Genomic DNA, 20,554 nt, shown 5'->3' with positions numbered 1-20,554 from the left:
CGAGTATATCAGTACAGCGACAAACTTCTGGTCTGAAAAGGACGCGCGTCGGTATAATTAAGATAAATACGAATAAATCTGGCGCTGATAGTAGCACTCACAACACGGGGAGGGTGAACCAATTTCATTTGCACGCCTCTCAATTGTTCATTCCGCAGACAACATCAAGCGCAGGCGCCCTCCCGCCCCCCATATTTGGCATTGCCATGACTCACAATGTTGGCTCAACTGATTAAGATACGTATTACCTAAGGTACCCAGCGGAACGCCATTGCTGATTTGCACTTGGTGGGAACCTGTATTTAATGTCGCATTCAGCCCTGCAGATACCAGAATCAGATTTTTTAATCCGCTGTGGTAATACCCCACCAGCAAGGGAAATTGCCCTGGTAAATTGGCTTGCCGCAACAAATGATTTACCTGTTTCAATAACGTACCTAACTCCGGCAACCGCTGATTTTGTTGTGTCAGTTGCTCCTGCAGTAAACCATTAAATAGCGCCCGCAATAATAATGCAGCCAAAACACCATTATCCCCTGCCCGCGTCACATCAAGGCAATAGAATGCAAGGTCATGATCCGACAGCGGCGCAATATCCAGCACCAGCCCCGGTTGGTCGGCTACTACCAATTGTCGATAGTTAATGCGACAGTGGGAAATCACTTGCGACACTGGAGGCTGTAATTCTTTTAGCAGCTTCGCGGCGGCGGCAGGATCGTCCACCATCGCATCCCAGTCGCGAAACAGCCGCTCTTCTTCTTCTACGCGTGAATTAAACATGTTGGGATAAAGACATGCAAAGACGGTTTCTCTCAAGCGATTAAGGTCTTTCACCGGCTTCAATAGGACATCATCCACCCCGAGTCGTAGCGCTTTGGCTATGTCGGACATGTTTTCCGTCGCAGAAATCACCAGTATCGGGGTCTGATCGCCACGATTGCGTAGATACTCAACCAGTTTGAGGCCGTTCATTCTTGGCATAGCCAGATCGCAAATCATCAGATCTGGCGTGAAGTGTCCAAGTAGTTCAAGTGCTTCAAGCCCGTCGCCAGCCACCGCCGTTGTCGCTCCCAAAGAGGAAAACCATGAGTCCATGAGTGAGCGAAATACCGGCTCATCCTCAACGATAAGAATCTGTTTTCCGACCAATGGCTGCGTCATATTCTCCCCCCTGACTGGCTTTAATAAATAGTGGCATGCTATTGCCACTCACGCCTGTCAGAATTAGCTTAAGTGTTGATAAAAAATGCGTTAGACGTTGGTTTTCACCAGGGGTAGAAGTTCATCCATTTTCTTCTCGACCGCCAACTGCCCGGCAGCAATTGCTGCACTGGCGCGGTGAAAATCCAGCGTGGATATTTGTGGACAAAACGGCTGAATCAGTATGTCTGGAGGGTCACCGGCCATGCGGTTACGTTTCAGACGATTTTCCAGAACCTGAATAGACGTCGTCATGATCTCCATCGCCGTCGGTGCCGTGACTGCACGCCTGGCCGTAATGTTGCTCAATCGCTCTTTCAGGCGGGCATGCCATGAAAGCTCGTCAGCATCATTACCCGATTCGGCATCGCTATTGACGTTGAAGGAGAGTAAATCTTGTTGCATGAGATGAGCATCGTGTTGCAGGTCGACCGCGATAACAATATCGGCCCCCAACGCACGAGTCAGGGATACAGGGACGGGATTCACCACCGCGCCATCGACCAGCCAGTAACCATTATGCGCCACGGGAGACATCAGACCAGGAATGCTACAGGAGGCTCGGACAGCCAGATGCAAATCACCTTCGGTAAACCACAGCTCCCGCCCCGTACTCAGATTAGTAGCAACTGTTGCGAAACGGCGTGTGCATTGCTCAATTGCTTCTACCGGCATAACATTACGGTACTGATTGAATACCCGTTCACCGCGCAGTAAACCTCCCCTGCGCCACGAGAGATCCATCAGCCGTAAAACATCCCAATAGCTGAAAGAACATACCCACTTTTCAAGAGCAGGCAACTTATTGCAGGCGTAGGCAGCACCAACCAGCGAACCGATGGAGCACCCTGCCACGATATCAACATCGATGCCCATATGCTTAAGGGCTTTAATAACCCCAATATGCGACCAACCTCGCGCCGCGCCGGAACCTAGCGCCAGCCCAATTTTTATTTTTCTCATTATACGTACAAACTTCCCCTGGCTTGCAGACGTAGCAACATCGCTACCGCTCAGTTAACATAGTGCCACTCTGGCGTTTTTACGCCGTTTTTATATTCCAGGGAGTACTTTGTGTCTCAGCTTTGTCCCTGTGGTAGCGCTGTCGAGTATAGCCTATGTTGCTACCGTTATGTGTCCGGCGCGCAAGTAGCACCTACGCCGTCACACCTCATGCGTTCTCGTTACTGTGCTTTTGTGATGAAAGACGCAGATTATCTTATCAGGACCTGGCATCCAGATTGTCATGCGACCTCGTTTCGCGACGACATTATCGCAGGATTTAATCATACTGAATGGCTTGGGCTGACCGTTTTTGAACAAGAGACGGCAGACACAGAAGATATCGGCTATGTCAGTTTCGTCGCACGGTTTTCTGAACAAGGTAAAACAGGTGCAATTATCGAGCGCTCTCGTTTTTTAAAAGAAAACGGTCAGTGGTACTATATAGACGGTACACGCCCTCAAATTGGACGAAACGATACCTGCCCTTGTGGCTCCGGTAAAAAATTTAAAAAGTGCTGCGGCTAATCAACGCCCGACAGTATCAATTTTGCAAACATTCTCAACAGGATCACCGCTGCAAATGCATTCATTACAAAGAAAAGTGCTGCGTACTATTTGCCCGGACCAAAAAGGTCTGATCGCGCGCATTACGAATATCTGTTACAAGCATGAACTGAACATCGTGCAGAACAATGAGTTTGTGGACCACCGCACCGGACGCTTTTTTATGCGCACCGAACTGGAGGGCATTTTTAACGACGTCACGCTGCTTGCCGATCTGGACAGCGCCTTACCTGAAGGCTCAATTCGTGAATTAACCCCAGCAGGCCGCCGCCGCATCGTCATTTTGGTCACTAAGGAAGCGCATTGCCTGGGCGATCTGTTAATGAAGGCCAATTATGGCGGGCTGGATGTTGAAATCGCCGCGGTGATCGGCAATCACGAGACGTTGCGTCCTCTGGTTGAACGGTTTGATATTCCGTTTGAGCTGGTCAGCCATGAAGGTTTAACACGTGACGAACATGATCAGAAAATGGCTGACGCTATCGACGCCCACCAGCCGGACTATGTCGTGTTGGCTAAATACATGCGCGTTCTGACCCCAACATTTGTTTCACGCTTCCCAAATAAAATTATCAATATTCACCATTCATTCCTGCCAGCATTCATTGGTGCTCGCCCGTACCATCAAGCTTATGAGCGCGGCGTGAAAATCATCGGCGCGACGGCCCACTACGTAAATGATAACCTTGATGAAGGCCCAATCATTATGCAGGACGTGATCCATGTTGATCACACCTACACTGCCGAAGATATGATGCGCGCGGGTCGCGACGTTGAAAAAAATGTTTTAAGCCGTGCGCTGTATCAGGTTCTGGCTCAGCGCGTCTTTGTTTACGGTAACCGAACGATTATTCTGTAATCGATTGATAAGTTAATTGGTTACCTTTACATCTTTGCGTGTAAAAATCAGGCAACCAGTTCTTTTTTATCAACGGAATGCTTTACAGGGGCGCATCATTTGATATGATGCGCCCCGCTTCCAACAGAAGCAGGCCAGTAATTAGCATTACCCCGTGGTGGGGTTCCCGAGCGGCCAAAGGGAGCAGACTGTAAATCTGCCGTCATCGACTTCGAAGGTTCGAATCCTTCCCCCACCACCATTTTTTACTACAGCGATGTAGTTATCCCGGTGAGCAATACAGAAGTTTGCACTTGTCGGGGAAGGGTGAGAACCTTCGATTAAGGTTCGACTCGAGCGAAAGCGAGAGAACGTTGCCAACGGCAACGGCCCGAAGGGTGAGGAGCGAAGCGACGAATAATCCTTCCCCCACCACCATTCATTCTTTTAGACTCACAAAATTAGTATACCCCTGGTGGGGTTCCCGAGCGGCCAAAGGGAGCAGACTGTAAATCTGCCGTCATCGACTTCGAAGGTTCGAATCCTTCCCCCACCACCATCACTTCATAAAGCACCAACACAAAATCAATCTGCATTGCCCTTTATTTGCCTGATGCGCTGTGCTTATCAGACCTACAAACTCGACACATGCCCACAAATTGCCTGATGCACTACGCAGGCCTACGGCGCTCGCTTAAACCTGCGTAGGCTGGATAAGGCGCTTGCGCCGCCATCCGGCAAACAGGCATAAAAAAACCCCGCCGAAGCAGGGTTTATCTTTCACAGAAATACGATTAGTGACGTGCACGAACAATCTGGTATTTGCGTGTCAGATATTCGACCGGGACGCTCCAGATGTGTACCAGACGCGAGAATGGGAACAACAGGAACAGCGTCATACCCAGCACAAGGTGCACACGGAAAATAAATGCGACGCCATCCAGATACTGAGACGCTCCGCCATGGAAGGTCACCACTGTCTGCGCCCAGTTCACCAGCTTCATCATCTCGCTGCCGTCCATATGCTGGGCGGAGAACGGAATGGTCAGCAGACCCAGCGCACACTGGATAACCAACAGAGAGAGGATCAGAATATCCGCTCCGGTGGTGGTGGCCCGCACTCGTGGGCTGAACAAACGACGTTTCAGCAGCAGTACACCGCCAATCAGACACATTACGCCGCTGGCGCCACCTGCGAACATCGCCATCTTTTGTTTCACTTCAAGCGGCAGCCACGCTTCATACATCCAGTGCGGCGTTAACATACCCAAGAAGTGCCCGGCAAAAATCCCCAGGATCCCGATGTGAAACAGGTTTGACGCCAGGTTCATCCCTTTGCGATCCAACATCTGACTGGAGGCCGCACGCCACGTATACTGCCCGTAGTCATAACGCAGCCAACTGCCGATCAGAAAGACAGAACCCGCGATGTACGGATAGATGTCAAAGAAGAACGTATTCAGGAAGTGCATTAGTGCTGTCCTCCGGTGGTGATATTCAGATACTGCGGCGCAACGGCCCCGGCAAAACGACGCTGGTGAGCGGAGATTTCCGACTCGCCACACCCCTGATCGGCGAAGAATTTTACCTGCTCTTCTTCCCAGACCGCATCCAGCGCTTGTGGGGTATCATCACGGGCTTCATCCGCAATTTTTTCAGCCACTTTATCGCTGTCGATAACGGTATTCGCCAGTTTTAACAGCAAATCGAACAGTACTGCATAACGGCTTCCACGCTGCTGCAAACGAGCGCTGAGCAAAGCCAGAATCGGCGCGATATCCTGCAAGCCACCTAGCGCTTCGCTTTTCGGCAGTTGCGCAAGATATTCCAGATACAACGGCAGATGATCGGGAAGTTCGCGGCTGTCGAGCTGCAAACCGTGCTGTTCATACTGTGCCATCAGGTCAACCATCGCCTGACCGCGATCGCGGGATTCACCGTGTACATGTTCAAACAGCAGCAGCGAGGTGGCACGGCCACGATCAAACAGTTCGCTGTAACTTGCCTGCACATCCAGCACGTCTTGCGCGATTAGATCGCGCAGGAAAACGCCCAGAGTCTGGGCATCCTCTTTATCCAGGTTCTCAGATGACGCGAGTGCATCGAAAAGCTCCTGCTGATGCTGCCACAGGGCAGCATCCGGGTACTCGAGCAAACGCGAAACAATGACGAGTTCAATCATTGGTGCGGCTCCGTTTTGCTGGTCACATCGACAGCGTCGATGCGGCGGCTGTTGAACAGATTGAATTTAGTATCAGAACCGTGGCAACCGTCACCGAAGGTAAAGCCACAACCGCTTTTCTCCGGGAACGCGTCACGCGCCAGTTCACGATGGCTGCTCGGTACCACGAAACGATCTTCGTAGTTCGCGATCGCCAGATAACGATACATTTCCTGTGCCTGCGCTTCGCTCAAGCCCACCTCTTCCAGCGCACGGGTATCGACTTTACCGTCAACGGTTTCCGTACGTTTGTAGTGACGCATTGCCAGCATACGTTTCAGCGCCAACAGCACCGGCTGAGTATCGCCTGCGGTCAGCAGGTTCGCCAGGTACTGAACCGGGATACGCAGACTGTCAACGTCCGGCAGAATACCGTTGCTGCCCAGCTCGCCCGCATCGGCGGCAGACTGAATCGGTGACAATGGCGGCACGTACCAAACCATCGGCAATGTGCGGTATTCCGGATGCAGCGGCAGCGCCAACTTCCAGTCCATCGCCATTTTATAAACCGGAGACTGCTGTGCGGCATCGATAACGCTCAGCGGAATACCATCTTTCAGCGCCTGTTCAATAACAGCCGGATCGTTCGGATCGAGGAACACGTCCAGTTGACGCTGGTACAGATCTTTCTCATGCTCGGTGCTTGCCGCGCTTTCAATCGCATCCGCGTCATACAGCAGTACGCCGAGGTAACGGATACGACCGACGCAGGTTTCGGAGCACACGGTCGGCTGACCGGCTTCGATACGTGGATAGCAGAAAATGCACTTCTCTGACTTACCGCTCTTCCAGTTGAAGTAGATTTTTTTATACGGGCAACCGGTGATGCACATACGCCAGCCGCGGCATTTGTCCTGATCGATCAGCACGATGCCATCTTCTTCACGCTTGTAAATGGCACCGCTCGGGCAAGTCGCCACGCACGCCGGATTAAGGCAGTGCTCGCACAGACGCGGCAAATACATCATGAAGGTGTTTTCGAACTGACCGTACATCGCCTTCTGCATGTTCTCGAAATTTTTGTCTTTCGCCAGCTTCTCGAACTCACCGCCGAGGTCATCTTCCCAGTTCGGACCTTTGGTGATTTTATCCATACGCTGACCGGTGATCAGCGAGCGCGGACGGGCAATCGGCTGCGCTTTGCTGTCTGCCGGGGTGTTGTGCAGAGTCTGGTAATCGAAGTCAAACGGTTCGTAGTAGTCATCAATACCTGGCAAATGCGGGTTAGCAAAAATTTTACCCAGCAGCAGCGCTTTGTTACCCATGCGCGGCACCAGCTTACCGTTGATTTTACGGATCCAACCGCCCTTCCATTTTTCCTGGTTTTCCCAATCAGTTGGGAAGCCAGTACCCGGTTTGGTTTCAACGTTGTTAAACCAGGCATACTCCGCACCTTCACGGCTGGTCCAGACGTTTTTACAGGTTACTGAACAGGTGTGGCAACCGATGCACTTATCGAGATTCAGCACCATGCCGACTTGTGAACGAATTTTCATTTTACGCTCTCCTGTACCTGGTCATTGCCTTCGCCATCCAACCAGTCAATGTTCTTCATCTTACGAACCACCACGAACTCATCACGGTTCGAACCTACGGTGCCGTAGTAGTTAAAGCCGTAGGCCAGGTGGGCATAACCACCAATCATGTGCGTCGGTTTCGGTGTGATACGGGTCACCGAGTTATGGATCCCGCCGCGCTGCTCGGTAATCTCCGACCCCGGAATATTCACAATACGTTCCTGGGCGTGGTACATCATGGTCATCCCGGCCGGGACACGTTGACTCACAACCGCACGAGCGGTGAGTGCCCCGTTACTGTTAAAGACTTCGATCCAGTCGTTATCCTCGATACCCAGATCTTTCGCATCCGCTTCGCTCATCCACACGATCGGACCGCCGCGACCTAACGTCAGCATCAGCAGGTTATCGCTGTAGGTGGAGTGGATACCCCACTTCTGGTGTGGCGTCAGGAAGTTGAGCGCTTTTTCTGGGTTACCATTTGATTTCTCGCCCATCACCTCTTTCACCGAACGAGTATCAATTGGTGGGCGGTAAACCAGCAGGCTTTCACCGAAGTCTCGCATCCACTGATGATCCTGATACAGCTGCTGGCGACCAGTCAGCGTACGCCATGGGATCAGCTCGTGAACGTTGGTGTAACCGGCGTTGTAAGAAACATGTTCATCTTCCAGTCCTGACCAGGTCGGGCTGGAGATAATTTTGCGCGGCTGCGCCTGAATATCGCGGAAGCGGATTTTCTCGTCTTCTTTATTCAGCGCCAGATGCGTATGGTCACGGCCGGTAAATTCACTCAGCGCAGCCCAGGCTTTCACCGCCACCTGACCGTTGGTTTCCGGTGCCAGGGTGAGGATCATCTCAGCGGCATCAATCGCCGTATTCAGCATCGGCTGGCCTTTTGCCGGGCCTTCAGCCTTGGTGTAATTGAGCTTGCGCAGCAGATCCATTTCGCTCTGGGTATTCCAGGCAATCCCTTTCCCGCCGTTACCGACTTTATCCATCAGTGGGCCGATGGACGTGAAGCGTTCGTAGGTTGCCGGATAATCACGCTCAACTGTCATGATGTGCGGCGCGGTAACGCCTGGAATCAGATCGCATTCGCCTTTCTTCCAGTCTTTAACATCCAACGGCTGCGCCAGTTCGGCGGCCGAGTCGTGCTGAATAGGCAGCGTCACTACGTCGGTTTCTTTGCCAAGGTGACCCACGCAAACTTCAGAGAATTTCTTGGCGATAGCCTTGTAGATTTCCCAGTCGCTCTTCGATTCCCAGGCTGGGTCAACGGCGGCAGACAACGGGTGAATAAACGGATGCATATCCGAAGTATTCATATCGTCTTTTTCATACCAGGTGGCGGTCGGCAGCACGATGTCGGAGTACAGACAGGTGCTCGACAGACGGAAGTCCAGGGTGACGACCAGATCCAGCTTGCCGTCCAGTCCGTTATCCTGCCATTCCACTTCTTCTGGCTTCACGCCCCCCTGTTTACCCAGATCCAGCCCCTGAATACCATGTTCAGTACCCAGCAGATACTTCAGCATGTACTCGTGGCCTTTACCGGAAGAGCCGAGCAGGTTAGAACGCCAGATAAACAGGTTACGCGGATGGTTTTTACCGTTCTCTGGTTGTTCAGCCGCAAAGCGAATAGAACCTTCCTTCAGAGATTTAACGGTGTAATCCACCGGTGTCATCCCGACTTTTTCCGCCTCACGCGCAATGTACAGCGGGTTAGTACCCAATTGCGGCGCAGATGGCAACCAGCCCATACGTTCAGCGCGAACATTAAAGTCAATCAAATGGCCACTATAGCGGGATTTGTCTGCCATCGGGGACAGCAGTTCCTGTGCCGTAACCGTCTCATAGCGCCATTGGCTGGAGTGGTTATAGAAGTAGGACGTACTGTTCATATGACGCGCCGGACGCTGCCAGTCAAGGCCAAACGCCAGCGGCTGCCAACCGGTCTGCGGACGCAGTTTTTCCTGACCCACATAGTGGGCCCAACCGCCGCCGCTCTGGCCGACGCAACCACAGAACACCAGCATGTTGATAAGCCCACGATAGTTCATATCGAGGTGATACCAGTGGTTCAGACCCGCGCCGACAATAATCATTGAGCGGCCGTGCGTTTTATCTGCGTTATCGGCAAATTCACGGGCAATACGCACGATCTGAGCGCGCGATACGCCAGTGATTTTCTCTGCCCATGCCGGAGTATACGCTTTGATATCGTCGTAGCTGGAGGCGCAGTTTTCATCGTTCAGACCGCGTTCCAGACCGTAGTTGGCCATGGTCAGATCGTAAACGGTGGTCACCAGCGCGGTGCTGCCATCTGCCAGTTGCAGGCGTTTTACCGGCAGTTTGTGCAGCAGAACATTTTCCAGTTCAACTTTGCTAAAGTGCTCGGTGCCTTCGCCGCCAAAATACGGGAAGCCGACTTCAGCGATGTCGTCCTGGCTGCCCAACAGGCTGAGCTGCAGTTCGGTTTCGTTACCGGACGTGCCGTCGCGCTGCTCAAGGTTCCATTTACCTTTTTCACCCCAGCGGAAACCAATTGAACCGTTTGGCGCAACCATTTCGCCGTCGGTATTGATGGCAACAGTTTTCCACTCTGGATTATTTTCCTGACCCAGGGAGTCAACCAGATCGGCGGCACGCAGCATACGACCCGCCGCATAATACCCGTCACGCTCTTCGAGCATCACCAGCATCGGGAAGTCGGTGTAACGACGCACGTAGTCGGTGAAGTATTGGCTCGGGTTATCAAGGTGGAACTCGCGCAGCATGACGTGACCCATTGCCAGCGCCATTGCGGCATCGGTGCCCTGCTTCGGAGCCAGCCACAGATCGCAGAGTTTAGCGATTTCAGCGTAATCCGGGGTGATGGCGACCGTTTTAGTCCCTTTGTAGCGAACTTCCGTGAAGAAGTGCGCATCTGGGGTACGGGTCTGCGGAACGTTTGAACCCCAGGCGATAATGTAACTGGAGTTATACCAGTCGGCAGATTCCGGAACGTCAGTCTGCTCACCCCAGGTCTGCGGAGACGCAGGCGGCAAGTCACAGTACCAATCGTAGAAGCTCAGGCAGGTGCCGCCAATCAGCGACAGATATCGTGCACCGGAGGCGTAGGAAACCATCGACATCGCAGGGATCGGCGAGAAGCCCGCCACGCGGTCAGGACCGTAGGTTTTAACGGTGTAAACGTTAGAAGCGGCAATCAGCTCATTCACTTCCTGCCAGGAAGAACGCACGAAACCACCACGACCACGCGCTTGTTTGAAGCTTTTTGCTTTATCGGCGTCTTCGATGATGGAGGCCCATGCGTCTACCGGATCGCTGTGCAGTCTTTTCGCTTCACGCCACATTTTCATCAGGCGTTTGCGCATCAGCGGGTATTTCAGACGGTTAGCGCTGTAGAGATACCAGGAATAGCTTGCACCACGAGGGCAACCACGAGGCTCGTGGTTTGGCAGGTCCGGACGGGTACGCGGATAATCGGTTTGCTGGGTTTCCCAGGTCACCAGACCATTTTTCACATAGATTTTCCAGCTGCATGAGCCAGTGCAGTTTACCCCGTGGGTTGAACGCACGATTTTGTCATGCTGCCAACGCTGGCGGTATCCGTCCTCCCAGTCCCTGTTGGTATTGAGAAGCTGGCCATGCCCATCGGCAAAGGTTTCGCCCTTCTGCTTGAAGTAGCGAAACCGGTCCAGGAATTTACTCATCGGTTTTCTCCTGTAGGAGCCTGACGGCTCTCTGATAAATCGACATTGCTTGATTGAGAGCGAAGGTAACGCTCTGAAAGGGCGTGAGAATTGATAACGATCAAGGCAGGCAGGGATGAAAAATGAGGGTTGGTTTTTACATACCCCCAAAGTGGGATATTGATATTTAACGTAATGAATTGAATTTAAAGGATTTTTAATAATTCAATTATCATGCAAATGTTAAATTCTTTATAAGTGGGTATTAAGGGGTATCCCCCCTGCTTAGCATGTTGCGTACGCCGTTCTCACAGGCTGTTGTCATGCCACAATACAAAAGTATGTTGTAACTAATTACAGACAAAAAAAAGCGCGGTCTAACACCGCGCAATGGATAATCAACTTACACTTCATCCTTCAAACTGCTTCGCGTTGGCTGCGCTCGTTCTCCCCAGTCACTTACTTCTGTTAGCTCCTGGGGATTTCTCACTTGTCGCCTTGATGCAGTTAGAATGATTTTGTGTATACCACTTTTTTACTTTTTAGAATGACGTCCGTATACCGCCCAGGTGATAACCACACAAGCGACATAGAAGATCAGAAATACTTTCATCGCACCGACCGGAGAACCGGTTAATGCCAGGGACGTGCCAAATGCTTTCGGGATAAAGAAGCCGCCGATCGCACCAATAGCAGAGATAAAACCCAACGCTGCCGCCGTATCGGTTGCCGCCTCGCGCATCGCTTTCTCCTCTGAACCACCTTCAGCTTTTACTCTGTCCATCGTCAGTTTGCGAAAGATTACAGAGATCATCTGGAAGGTTGAACCACTCCCCAGACCAGCCGTCAGGAACAATGCCAGGAATACCGCAAAGAAGGCGATAAAGTTGCCGCCGACACCGTTTGATGGCAGCGTCAGGAACAGTAAGGCACTGAAAATAGCCATCAGAATGAAGTTCACCAGCGTGACGCGGGTCCCGCCCAGACGGTCAGAGATTGCGCCGCCCGCAGAACGCGCCAGCGCACCAATGAACGGGCCAAAGAAGGCGTAATGCAGGATCTGCACCTCAGGGAACTGCGTTTTTGACAGCATCGCGAAACCGGCAGAGAAACCGATAAAGGAACCGAAGGTCGCCAGATACAGCAGGCTCATAATCCACAAATGCCCGCGTTTCAGCACCGGCAATTGCTCTTTCAGCGAGGCTTTGGAGGTTGCTAGTTCGTTCATACCGAACCATGCTGCCAGCGTGAAAATAGCGAGGAACGGCACCCAAATCCATGCAGCGTTTGCCAGATACAGCTGCGTGCCATCCGGTTGTTCAACCCCGTGGCTACCAAATGCGGCAAAGATTGACAATGAAACCACCAGCGGCGCGACCAACTGCATCACGCTGACGCCCATGTTGCCCAGGCCACCGTTCAGACCCAGCGCGCCGCCCTGTTTCTGTTTTGGAAAGAAGAAGCTGATGTTTGCCATACTGGACGCAAAGTTCGCACCAGCGAAGCCGCACAGCAGGGAGATAATAATAAAGGTACTAAACGGCGTGGAGGTATCCTGCACCGCAAAACCTAACCATACGCAAGGAATGATCAGGATGCCGGTGCTAAATGCCGTCCAGCGACGTCCACCAAACAGGGGGACCATAAAGGAGTACGGAACACGCAGCAGCGCGCCGGACACCGAAGGTAATGCCGTCAGCATGAACAGCTGTTCAGTGGTGAAATCAAATCCGACTTTCGGTAAGTTCACCGCCACGGCGCTAAATAACATCCACACGCAAAACGCCAGCAGCAAACAAGGGACGGAAATCCACAGGTTACGGCTGGCGATTCGTTGACCACGCTGCTGCCAGAAGGCGGGATCTTCCGGTCGCCATTCGGTAATTACAGCTCCAGATGCCCTTTCCGGGGCAGATGAGTGACTCATAGACACCTCTGATACTTGTTTCGATGCCTGCAACATTAGGGTTTACAGCTGGAGGTAAGTTGATATAAATCAAAGGAAAAGGTGTCATTATTCATGCCTAAAATTTATTATTACCCTTAATGAGTACATAACTTCGGTAAAAAAGATGTGGTTTTTCACGCTTCTGTCGCCCCCTACTCCCCCTCGCCCAGGATCTCTCCCTCCACTGGCAATTAAGAGGTAGCCCGTTTGAGGTATGGGTATACTCCAGTGTATCGCCGAGAATAACGCCACTGCCTGCAGCAGAATCGTCATTCAATAAGGTTTTCTGTTCGACGAAAACCCGAAGGAACAAGTCACCATGTTTAAACGTTGTCTCTCCCCGCTTACGCTGGTCAACCAGGTGGCGCTGATTGTTTTATTGTCCACAGCCATCGGCGTGGCGGGTATGGCTGTCTCCGGCTGGCTGGTTCAGGGCGTTCAGGGTAGCGCCCATGCAATCAACAAAGCGGGATCGCTGCGCATGCAGAGTTATCGCCTGCTGGCAGCCGTACCGCTGGACGCTAGCGATCAACCGCTGCTGGATGAAATGGAGCAAACGGCGTTTAGCCCGGAGTTAACGCGTGCCGCAAAGCGAGACGGACAACAGGCGCAGTTAAAAGCATTACAGGATTACTGGCACACTGAACTTGCGCCGGGACTTGCGCATGCGCAAACGCCTGATGCGGTAGCGCAGGATGTGACGCGCTTTGTGGGCGGACTGGATAAATTGGTTACCGCCTTTGACCATACCACCGAATTACGCATTGAACGCGTCGTCCTGCTGCATCGCCTGATGGCCGTATTTATGGCATTGCTGCTGGTTTTCACCATTATCTGGCTGCGCGTGCGCCTGTTAGAACCGTGGAAACAGCTGCTGTCGATGGCGCGAGCCGTCAGCCAGCGTGATTTTACCCAACGCGCGCATATCAGCGGTCGTAATGAGATGGCGGCTTTGGGCTCGGCGCTAAATAATATGTCGGAAGAACTGGCCGAAAGTTACGCTGTGCTGGAACAGCGAGTACAGGAGAAAACGGCGGGGCTGGAGCACAAAAATCAGATTCTTTCTTTTCTGTGGCAAGCTAACCGCCGCCTGCATTCTCAGGTGCCGTTGTGCGAACGCCTCTCTCCGGTACTGAATGGTTTGCAAAATTTGACCTTGCTGCATGATATTGAGCTCCGGGTTTACGACCTGGAAGATGAAGACAATCATCAGGAATTTACCTGTCAGTCAAATGCCAGCTGTGATGAGAAAGGTTGCCATCTGTGTCCTCGCGGAACGCTGCCCGCGATTGACGGCGGGATTACATTGAAATGGCGGCTGACCGATGCGCATACCCAGTATGGTATTCTGCTCGCCACCTTGCCGAACGGACGCCATCTCAGCCACGATCAGCAGCAGCTGGTTGATACTCTGGTTGAGCAACTGACCGCAACGCTTGCGCTCGACAGGCATCAGGAGCGTCAACAGCAGTTGATTGTGATGGAAGAGCGTGCCACCATTGCGCGCGAACTTCATGATTCCATTGCACAATCGCTCTCTTGTATGAAGATGCAGGTTAGCTGTTTACAGATGCAGGGCGATGCGCTTTCAGATAACTGTCGCGAGTTGCTCAGCCAGATTCGTAACGAGCTAAATGCTTCATGGGCACAACTACGAGAACTGTTAACCACCTTCCGTTTACAGCTCACGGAACCTGGATTACGACCGGCGCTGGAAGCCAGCTGTCAGGAGTACAGCGCCCGTTTTGGATTTACGGTTAAGCTGGATTACCAGCTACCGCCACGCCTGGTCCCTTCGCATCAGGCGATTCACCTACTACAAATTGCGCGCGAAGCCCTGAGCAACGCACTTAAACACTCTCAGGCCAATGAAGTGGTCGTGACGGTGGTGCAAAATGGCAAGCAGGTCAAACTGACAGTGCAAGATAACGGCTGCGGCGTACCGGAAAACGCCGAACGCAGTAACCACTACGGCATGATAATAATGCGCGACCGCGCGCAGAGCTTGCGCGGCGATTGCCGCGTACGCCGTCGCGAGACGGGCGGTACTGAAGTTGCTGTCACTTTTATTCCCGAAACAAACTTCACAGAAGTCCAAGGAGATACCCATGAGTAATCTGGAACCGGCAACTATCCTGTTGATCGACGATCATCCGATGCTGAGAACCGGTGTAAAACAGCTTGTCAGCATGGCGCCCGATATTACCGTTGTCGGCGAAGCCAGCAATGGTGAGCAGGGTATCGAGCTGGCTGAATCCCTTGATCCCGATCTGATCCTGCTTGATCTCAACATGCCCGGCATGAACGGTCTGGAAACCCTCGATAAGCTGCGTGAAAAATCACTGTCGGGCCGCATCGTTGTGTTTAGCGTATCCAATCATGAAGAAGATGTGGTTACCGCACTGAAGCGTGGTGCCGACGGTTACCTGCTGAAAGATATGGAGCCGGAAGATTTACTGAAAGCATTGCAGCAGGCTGCGGCTGGTGAAATGGTGCTGAGCGAAGCCTTAACCCCGGTTCTGGCCGCCAGCCTGCGCGCCAATCGCGCAACGTCCGACCGTGATGTTACTCAACTGACGCCGCGCGAACGCGATATTCTTAAACTCATCGCCCAGGGTCTGCCTAATAAGATGATCGCCCGCCGCCTCGACATCACCGAAAGCACAGTAAAAGTTCACGTGAAGCATATGCTGAAGAAAATGAAGCTCAAATCACGCGTTGAAGCCGCGGTATGGGTGCACCAGGAACGCATTTTCTGATAACGCGCTCATGCGTCATTGTTAACGAGGATCATTTTCCGAAACGGTAATAAACGGTTCGGTCAGTGATAGCGTGATCTCATTGGAAGAGACACGCTGGCCCTGCTCATCTTCTACCACCACAGACAACCGCCAGCGGTTTGTCGCACCTTCTCTGTTGTCCCACTTCGGCATAATAATCGTCCAACCCTGAGCGCTTCGGCTATTGCTGCCCGCCGTTAAGCTCAACGCCTGAGTATCACCTTGCCATGCCAGACGACGGATCCCATGCAAACTACGCACCTGCACCTTCAACGCCACCGTCTCACCAGGCTTGAGATCCCAGGGTGGCGTGGCCAAAAATACCGACAGTGTTTTACGCTGGCGATACTCCAGCGTCGGCAGATTGTTACGTTGTGGATCGTCATAACGACTGCCGCGCAGCGATCGGCTGTTTGCCACCTCGCTTACCATCAGCTGTTTTTTTAGCGGCACACCAAAACGATAATTTAGCGTTAATCCGAGGTTATTCTGACTGACGCCATTTTCACCCTGCTTATGCTGTGCTGTCACGGTGATCAGCGGCACCGGCGTATAGCTCAATCCCAGATTCACCGCCACAGGATTGTGGTACCCGGTTCCGGAATGAAACAGATCCACCTGGTCACCAAAATACTGCTCCACGCTGACGCTGGTATTAAGATGTTGATAGAACGGCATGCGCATTTGCGCGGTCAGGTCGTATCCCCGGGCCATCCGTTGTTCTTGAGTTGCAAAACGATCCTGCCAGGAGGACAACGGTTGATAGTAATTAGCAGATAAACGGAGGTATTCACCCCACGCCTCTGCCCCCACGCCTCCCCGAGGCAGATTCTCATCCAGCAGGTTGTCATAAAAGGTGTTGTAACCCAGTAACCAACCGTCACGAACCCAGCGCTGCCCAATCCCCGCATTACTGACCAGGCCTCCGTCCTGTTGCGTCAGCCCCAACTGGCTCCATGTGAGATAACGTTGATTGTCCTGCCACGGGATAAACCAACTTCCCCGACTCCCGGTAAAGCTGCCTTCGTTATCCACCTGCAACCCGACGCTGGCGTTTCCCCAGGGAGAGAGCCAGGATTCCAGTTGCTGATTCACCTGTTCGCTGACCCTGTCGCGCACCTGGCCAAACGCAAACTGCTTCGCCTGTTCACCGGTATCAAGCCCGTTATCGGTCATGCTGGCTTCACCAAACGCTTTGACCATTTCGGCAAAGTGCTTTTCGCCTGCCCGCGACTCCGGCGCCATACCAAGATCGGGCAAGCCATCACTATTGTTATCGAAAGGGTTTTCCGCCTGGTGAATAAATGACGATTGCGCGCTGGCAGTACCGCCTGCCAACGGCAAGAGTGCAAATACAGCGAGAGATAAATAAATATTACGGCTCAAATCGTTAGTGGTTTCTTATATCTATTAGCCACAGCGGCATACTTATCTTAAACCATAACGTCTTCAGTATTGATTTTCAGCCCTTCCTTCCTTTTTCGGCATTATCCTGGCATCTAGAAATAGGTGTAACATACGTGTCAGTTTTTAACGCTCACATGCAGCAAAAGGAGTAAAAATGCAAAAGATAGTGATCGTCGCGAACGGTGCAGCCTATGGAAGCGAATCGTTATTTAACAGCCTACGTCTGGCTATCGCCTTGCGCGAGCAGGAAGGGGATCTCGATCTGCGTTTGTTTTTAATGTCGGACGCGGTAACCGCGGGATTGCGTGGTCAAAAACCCGCGGAAGGATACAATATTCAGCAAATGCTGGAGATTCTGACGGCGCAAAATGTGCCGGTCAAACTGTGCAAAACCTGCACCGATGGCCGTGGAATCACCACGCTGCCGTTAATTGACGGAGTAGCCGTCGGCACGCTGGTTGAACTGGCTCAATGGACGCTGGCTGCAGATAAAGTGCTGACCTTCTGATACACCGCTTTCAGGCAAGCACACTGAAAGTGTCGATAATTTCCGGATTTAATCGTAGATGGGCGCGGTTTCGTTGAACGTTAGCACGCCCTTTCAATCCTTTTGAGGGATTTTGTCACTTTTGTTTAATCGTTATGCCATTTTTTGATCAAAATCAGCATCCCGTTGCTCCCCCTTTGGTGTTATGCAATGAGTGAAATGTGAACAACATCACGCAGCACTTTCGACAGAAAGTACGTTGTTTTCAAGAACGGGGTGAAAAATGGCATTAGTGAAGGCAAGTTTAAAGTTATTTGGTGGCGATACGGTGGTTGTGCGCTGTTCCGAGCGCTGTCACATCCATCTGATGAGCGAGAAAAATCACGTCAAAGACACGCAGTCCGACATCTTAAGCGTGCAGGATCGTGATAACGCATGGTTGACCGTGCCCTACACCGGCATCTGGAATGTGCTGATCGACAGCCACAGCCAGTCGCTAGAGCATTCAATAAGTTATATTGCAGCCTAAGCGTTAATTGCCCGAAAAGCGCCTGGCTTTCGGGCATTCAGTTCCCGGCTGGATTCAGGCAAACCCTGGCCGCATAACGCCTTCCGGCAGATTCTCTCCCAACAATCGTTTGACCGTGATCACCAGATCGTTAAGACAGTCATCCTGCATCCCCAACTTGACCAGCTCTTGTTCCAGCGAGAACAAATACTGGGCGTTGGTGCCTAAAGGTCCGCTCGCCGCAGCGATAAGCGGCGCAATCACCTGCGCGCGCGTGTCTGACTCAAACAGCGGGTGGCGAGGATCCATAATAAAGACCAGCGCGTTCACCGTCCGACCATCATCCAGCGCCAACTGGCACCAGGTGGGCAGATAGCATCCGGTGATCATTTCACGCTTCCACAGTAAAGAAAGCTCTTGTTCGAGCGATGCGTTAGGTAAGCGGTAGGCTACACCGGTAGTGCGTCCGCCCTCTTTCAAGGCCAACATGCGTCCTGGCTGACCCGCCGTTCCTCGCCCCGCCGTCAGGCGCAGGCAAAAAGCACGGTGCCAGCCAACTAACGTCCCGGTACAGGACTCATCAAACTCTAAGGCCGGATTCCACATCAACGATCCATAACCGAAGATCCACACCGGTCCATCATCGGGTCGGCAAGCAAGCGTGGCCGCCAGTGAGGCTGCCCGTTGTTCCGCTGACCAGAGTAGTGATTCTTCAATAGCACCAAATGCCGTCTTACAGTCGGCATTCAATAAAAAATCACGCGTTAACACCTTACACCTCCGCCACTGCTGCTTCCCTGCGACAACTTTTTTGACGCCTTCCGGGCTTTTTTACTGCTCATTTTGAAACCAATAGCTGGACAATAGGCAATTCGCCGCTAGCTTGCAAGGCAACAAAGCGTCAACGGCACTTTATATCCTCTCGCGTTGCTAAGCTCTGCACTATCATTTGTATCAGTAGTATCAGTAGTATCAGCAATTTTTGTTGGCGTTAAAATCTAATGCTTTGTTATTTAAATACTCTATAAACAAGATATGCAATTTTATCCGCTTGGATGCAAAAATTGGTCCATGCCGTAAAATTACGTAAAACTAGATCGGAAATACCGAAAGATCTGTTATTTTTTACATTCTTTAATACTTTTATAATTATAAATACCTGCAGAGATGGAGAATTAGTTCAATGACACAAGTACATGAGGCGGTAAAAACCCGCCACAAGGAGACCTCTCTCGTCTTCCCGATTTTGGCGCTGGTAGTCCTGTTCTTCTGGGGGAGCAGTCAGTCACTACCAGTGGTCATCGGTATTAATGCGCTGGCCCTTATTGGTATATTAAGCAGCGCATTCAGCGTTGTCCGTCATGCGGATGTATTAGCACATCGACTTGGCGAACCCTACGGGTCACTGATCCTCAGCCTGTCCGTCGTTATTCTCGAAGTCAGCTTAATCTCCGCATTAATGGCGACCGGTGATGCTGCACCTACGCTCATGCGCGACACGTTGTACTCAATCATTATGATCGTCACCGGCGGTCTGGTCGGTTTTTCATTACTGTTGGGTGGCCGTAAATTTGCTACTCAGTATATGAATCTGTTTGGTATTAAACAGTATTTAATTGCCCTGTTCCCACTGGCCATTATTGTACTGGTGTTCCCAATGGCTTTACCGGGAGCGAATTTCACTACCGCCCAGGCGCTGCTGGTAGCATTAATTTCTGCAGCGATGTACGGCGTATTTTTACTGATTCAAACCAAAACGCACCAAAGCCTGTTCATTTACGAGCATGAAGATGAAGGCGACGATGACGACCCGCATCACGGCAAGCCATCAGCACACAGCAATATGTGGCACGCCGCCTGGCTTATCATTCATCTGATCGCCGTTATTGCCGTAACCAAGATGAACGCCAGCCCACTGGAGACCTTGCTGACTGAACTGAATGCCCCAGTGGCCTTTACCGGTTTCCTGGTTGCGTTACTCATCCTCTCTCCTGAAGGGCTGGGCGCGCTGAAAGCGGTTCTGAGCAATCAGGTACAGCGGGCGATGAATTTGTTCTTCGGTTCAGTATTAGCCACTATTTCACTAACCGTACCAGTGGTGACGCTGATCGCATGGGCAACCGGGAATGATTTGGTGTTTGCGCTGGGCGCGCCAGAGATGATTGTGATGGTTTCTTCACTGGTACTGTGCCATATCTCTTTTTCCACCGGACGCACCAATGTGCTTAACGGTGCGGCACATCTGGCGCTGTTTATCGCCTATCTGATGACGATATTTGCCTGATGAAAAAAGCCGGACACCGACATAACTTGTCGGGTCCGGCTTCTTATTTCCTTTCGTATACCTGATAAGCGCAAGCTCTATCAGGCACACAAAATGA

16 protein-coding genes, 2 tRNA genes and 1 other RNA gene are annotated in these 20,554 nt (G+C 51.9%); 10 read left to right on the top strand and 9 right to left on the bottom strand.

Features of this window, described 5'->3' with window-relative positions:
- Positions 1–147: 147 nt before the first annotated feature.
- The gene (gene rssB / locus GUC46_RS10755) at positions 148–1,161 is read right to left on the bottom strand and encodes a two-component system response regulator RssB (protein WP_003841305.1); all 1,014 of its coding nucleotides are present in this window, start codon (positions 1,159–1,161) and stop codon (positions 148–150) included.
- Between the two features lie 90 nt (positions 1,162–1,251).
- Entirely contained in the window at positions 1,252–2,163 is a 912-nt protein-coding gene (gene rssA, locus GUC46_RS10750) for a patatin-like phospholipase RssA (protein WP_003020732.1), read from the bottom strand.
- A 111-nt stretch (positions 2,164–2,274) separates the two neighbouring features.
- On the opposite strand from rssA, the gene GUC46_RS10745 reads away from it, so the two are divergent.
- The 5 genes from GUC46_RS10745 (at position 2,275) to GUC46_RS10725 (ending at position 4,166) form a co-directional block, all read left to right on the top strand.
- Positions 2,275–2,730, top strand: a complete 456-nt coding sequence (locus GUC46_RS10745; RefSeq protein WP_057101424.1) for a YchJ family protein — start codon at positions 2,275–2,277, stop codon at positions 2,728–2,730.
- 55 nt (positions 2,731–2,785) lie between these two features.
- A complete protein-coding gene (gene purU, locus GUC46_RS10740; protein WP_003020737.1) occupies positions 2,786–3,628 on the top strand; it encodes a formyltetrahydrofolate deformylase in 843 nt (280 codons plus the stop codon).
- 156 nt (positions 3,629–3,784) lie between these two features.
- Positions 3,785–3,869, top strand: a tRNA-Tyr gene (locus tag GUC46_RS10735).
- A 44-nt stretch (positions 3,870–3,913) separates the two neighbouring features.
- A non-coding RNA gene (locus tag GUC46_RS10730) (RtT sRNA) lies at positions 3,914–4,045 on the top strand.
- A gap of 36 nt (positions 4,046–4,081) precedes the next feature.
- Positions 4,082–4,166 (top strand) — tRNA-Tyr (locus GUC46_RS10725).
- 235 nt (positions 4,167–4,401) lie between these two features.
- On the opposite strand, the gene narI is transcribed toward GUC46_RS10725, so the two are convergent.
- The 5 genes from narI to GUC46_RS10700 all read right to left on the bottom strand — a co-directional run bounded on the left by narI (position 4,402) and on the right by GUC46_RS10700 (position 12,970).
- Positions 4,402–5,079, bottom strand: coding sequence for a respiratory nitrate reductase subunit gamma (narI, locus tag GUC46_RS10720; protein ID WP_003020743.1), 678 nt, complete (start codon positions 5,077–5,079; stop codon positions 4,402–4,404).
- Positions 5,079–5,789 (bottom strand): nitrate reductase molybdenum cofactor assembly chaperone, encoded by a 711-nt coding sequence (narJ, locus tag GUC46_RS10715; RefSeq protein WP_003020745.1) that lies wholly within the window; start codon positions 5,787–5,789, stop codon positions 5,079–5,081. Before narJ ends, narI begins: the two co-directional genes overlap by 1 nt.
- Complete coding sequence (gene narH, locus GUC46_RS10710) at positions 5,786–7,324, bottom strand: nitrate reductase subunit beta (protein WP_003020747.1); 1,539 nt, start codon at positions 7,322–7,324, stop codon at positions 5,786–5,788. Before narH ends, narJ begins: the two co-directional genes overlap by 4 nt.
- Positions 7,321–11,064, bottom strand: coding sequence for a nitrate reductase subunit alpha (locus GUC46_RS10705; RefSeq protein ID WP_016150348.1), 3,744 nt, complete (start codon positions 11,062–11,064; stop codon positions 7,321–7,323). Before GUC46_RS10705 ends, narH begins: the two co-directional genes overlap by 4 nt.
- Positions 11,065–11,578: 514 nt before the next feature.
- Positions 11,579–12,970 (bottom strand): NarK family nitrate/nitrite MFS transporter, encoded by a 1,392-nt coding sequence (locus GUC46_RS10700; protein ID WP_003020752.1) that lies wholly within the window; start codon positions 12,968–12,970, stop codon positions 11,579–11,581.
- Positions 12,971–13,310: 340 nt separating this feature from the next.
- Here GUC46_RS10700 and narX point away from each other — a divergent pair, with 340 nt between their 5' ends.
- Positions 13,311–15,107, top strand: coding sequence for a nitrate/nitrite two-component system sensor histidine kinase NarX (gene narX / locus GUC46_RS10695; protein WP_003020754.1), 1,797 nt, complete (start codon positions 13,311–13,313; stop codon positions 15,105–15,107).
- On the top strand, positions 15,100–15,750 hold the full coding sequence (gene narL, locus GUC46_RS10690) for a two-component system response regulator NarL (protein WP_003020756.1): 651 nt from the start codon (positions 15,100–15,102) through the stop codon (positions 15,748–15,750). Before narX ends, narL begins: the two co-directional genes overlap by 8 nt.
- 21 nt (positions 15,751–15,771) lie before the next feature.
- Here narL and GUC46_RS10685 read toward each other — a convergent pair whose 3' ends face one another.
- Positions 15,772–17,157, bottom strand: coding sequence for a YchO/YchP family invasin (locus GUC46_RS10685; RefSeq protein WP_044700186.1), 1,386 nt, complete (start codon positions 17,155–17,157; stop codon positions 15,772–15,774).
- A 175-nt stretch (positions 17,158–17,332) separates the two neighbouring features.
- Here GUC46_RS10685 and GUC46_RS10680 point away from each other — a divergent pair, with 175 nt between their 5' ends.
- A complete protein-coding gene (locus GUC46_RS10680) occupies positions 17,333–17,686 on the top strand; it encodes a DsrE/DsrF/TusD sulfur relay family protein (protein ID WP_003020761.1) in 354 nt (117 codons plus the stop codon).
- Positions 17,687–17,948: 262 nt separating this feature from the next.
- The gene (locus tag GUC46_RS10675) at positions 17,949–18,194 is read left to right on the top strand and encodes a DUF1883 domain-containing protein (RefSeq protein WP_003020763.1); all 246 of its coding nucleotides are present in this window, start codon (positions 17,949–17,951) and stop codon (positions 18,192–18,194) included.
- 54 nt (positions 18,195–18,248) lie between these two features.
- On the opposite strand, the gene GUC46_RS10670 is transcribed toward GUC46_RS10675, so the two are convergent.
- Positions 18,249–18,944: a gamma-glutamylcyclotransferase gene (locus tag GUC46_RS10670; protein WP_003020766.1), complete on the bottom strand. Its 696-nt coding sequence runs from the start codon at positions 18,942–18,944 to the stop codon at positions 18,249–18,251.
- 412 nt (positions 18,945–19,356) lie between these two features.
- Here GUC46_RS10670 and chaA point away from each other — a divergent pair, with 412 nt between their 5' ends.
- On the top strand, positions 19,357–20,457 hold the full coding sequence (chaA, locus tag GUC46_RS10665; RefSeq protein ID WP_003020769.1) for a sodium-potassium/proton antiporter ChaA: 1,101 nt from the start codon (positions 19,357–19,359) through the stop codon (positions 20,455–20,457).
- The last annotated feature ends 97 nt before the right edge of the window (positions 20,458–20,554 follow it).

Source organism: Citrobacter sp. LUTT5 (genome assembly GCF_009905315.1).
Classification (GTDB): Bacteria; Pseudomonadota; Gammaproteobacteria; order Enterobacterales; family Enterobacteriaceae; genus Citrobacter; species Citrobacter freundii.
The sequence above is the reverse complement of the archived record's forward strand: the minus strand, read 5'-3'. Positions and strand labels throughout refer to the sequence as shown.

Excerpts from the sequence above, each read along its gene's own strand:
- rssB (WP_003841305.1), bottom strand. The coding sequence starts at position 1,161 with ATGACGCAGCCATTGGTCGGAAAACAGATTCTTATCGTTGAGGATGAG.
- rssA (WP_003020732.1), bottom strand. The coding sequence starts at position 2,163 with ATGAGAAAAATAAAAATTGGGCTGGCGCTAGGTTCCGGCGCGGCGCGA.
- purU (WP_003020737.1), top strand. The coding sequence starts at position 2,786 with ATGCATTCATTACAAAGAAAAGTGCTGCGTACTATTTGCCCGGACCAA.
- narI (WP_003020743.1), bottom strand. The coding sequence starts at position 5,079 with ATGCACTTCCTGAATACGTTCTTCTTTGACATCTATCCGTACATCGCG.
- narJ (WP_003020745.1), bottom strand. The coding sequence starts at position 5,789 with ATGATTGAACTCGTCATTGTTTCGCGTTTGCTCGAGTACCCGGATGCT.
- narH (WP_003020747.1), bottom strand. The coding sequence starts at position 7,324 with ATGAAAATTCGTTCACAAGTCGGCATGGTGCTGAATCTCGATAAGTGC.
- GUC46_RS10705 (WP_016150348.1), bottom strand. The coding sequence starts at position 11,064 with ATGAGTAAATTCCTGGACCGGTTTCGCTACTTCAAGCAGAAGGGCGAA.
- GUC46_RS10700 (WP_003020752.1), bottom strand. The coding sequence starts at position 12,970 with ATGAGTCACTCATCTGCCCCGGAAAGGGCATCTGGAGCTGTAATTACC.
- narX (WP_003020754.1), top strand. The coding sequence starts at position 13,311 with ATGTTTAAACGTTGTCTCTCCCCGCTTACGCTGGTCAACCAGGTGGCG.
- narL (WP_003020756.1), top strand. The coding sequence starts at position 15,100 with ATGAGTAATCTGGAACCGGCAACTATCCTGTTGATCGACGATCATCCG.
- GUC46_RS10680 (WP_003020761.1), top strand. The coding sequence starts at position 17,333 with ATGCAAAAGATAGTGATCGTCGCGAACGGTGCAGCCTATGGAAGCGAA.
- GUC46_RS10675 (WP_003020763.1), top strand. The coding sequence starts at position 17,949 with ATGGCATTAGTGAAGGCAAGTTTAAAGTTATTTGGTGGCGATACGGTG.
- chaA (WP_003020769.1), top strand. The coding sequence starts at position 19,357 with ATGACACAAGTACATGAGGCGGTAAAAACCCGCCACAAGGAGACCTCT.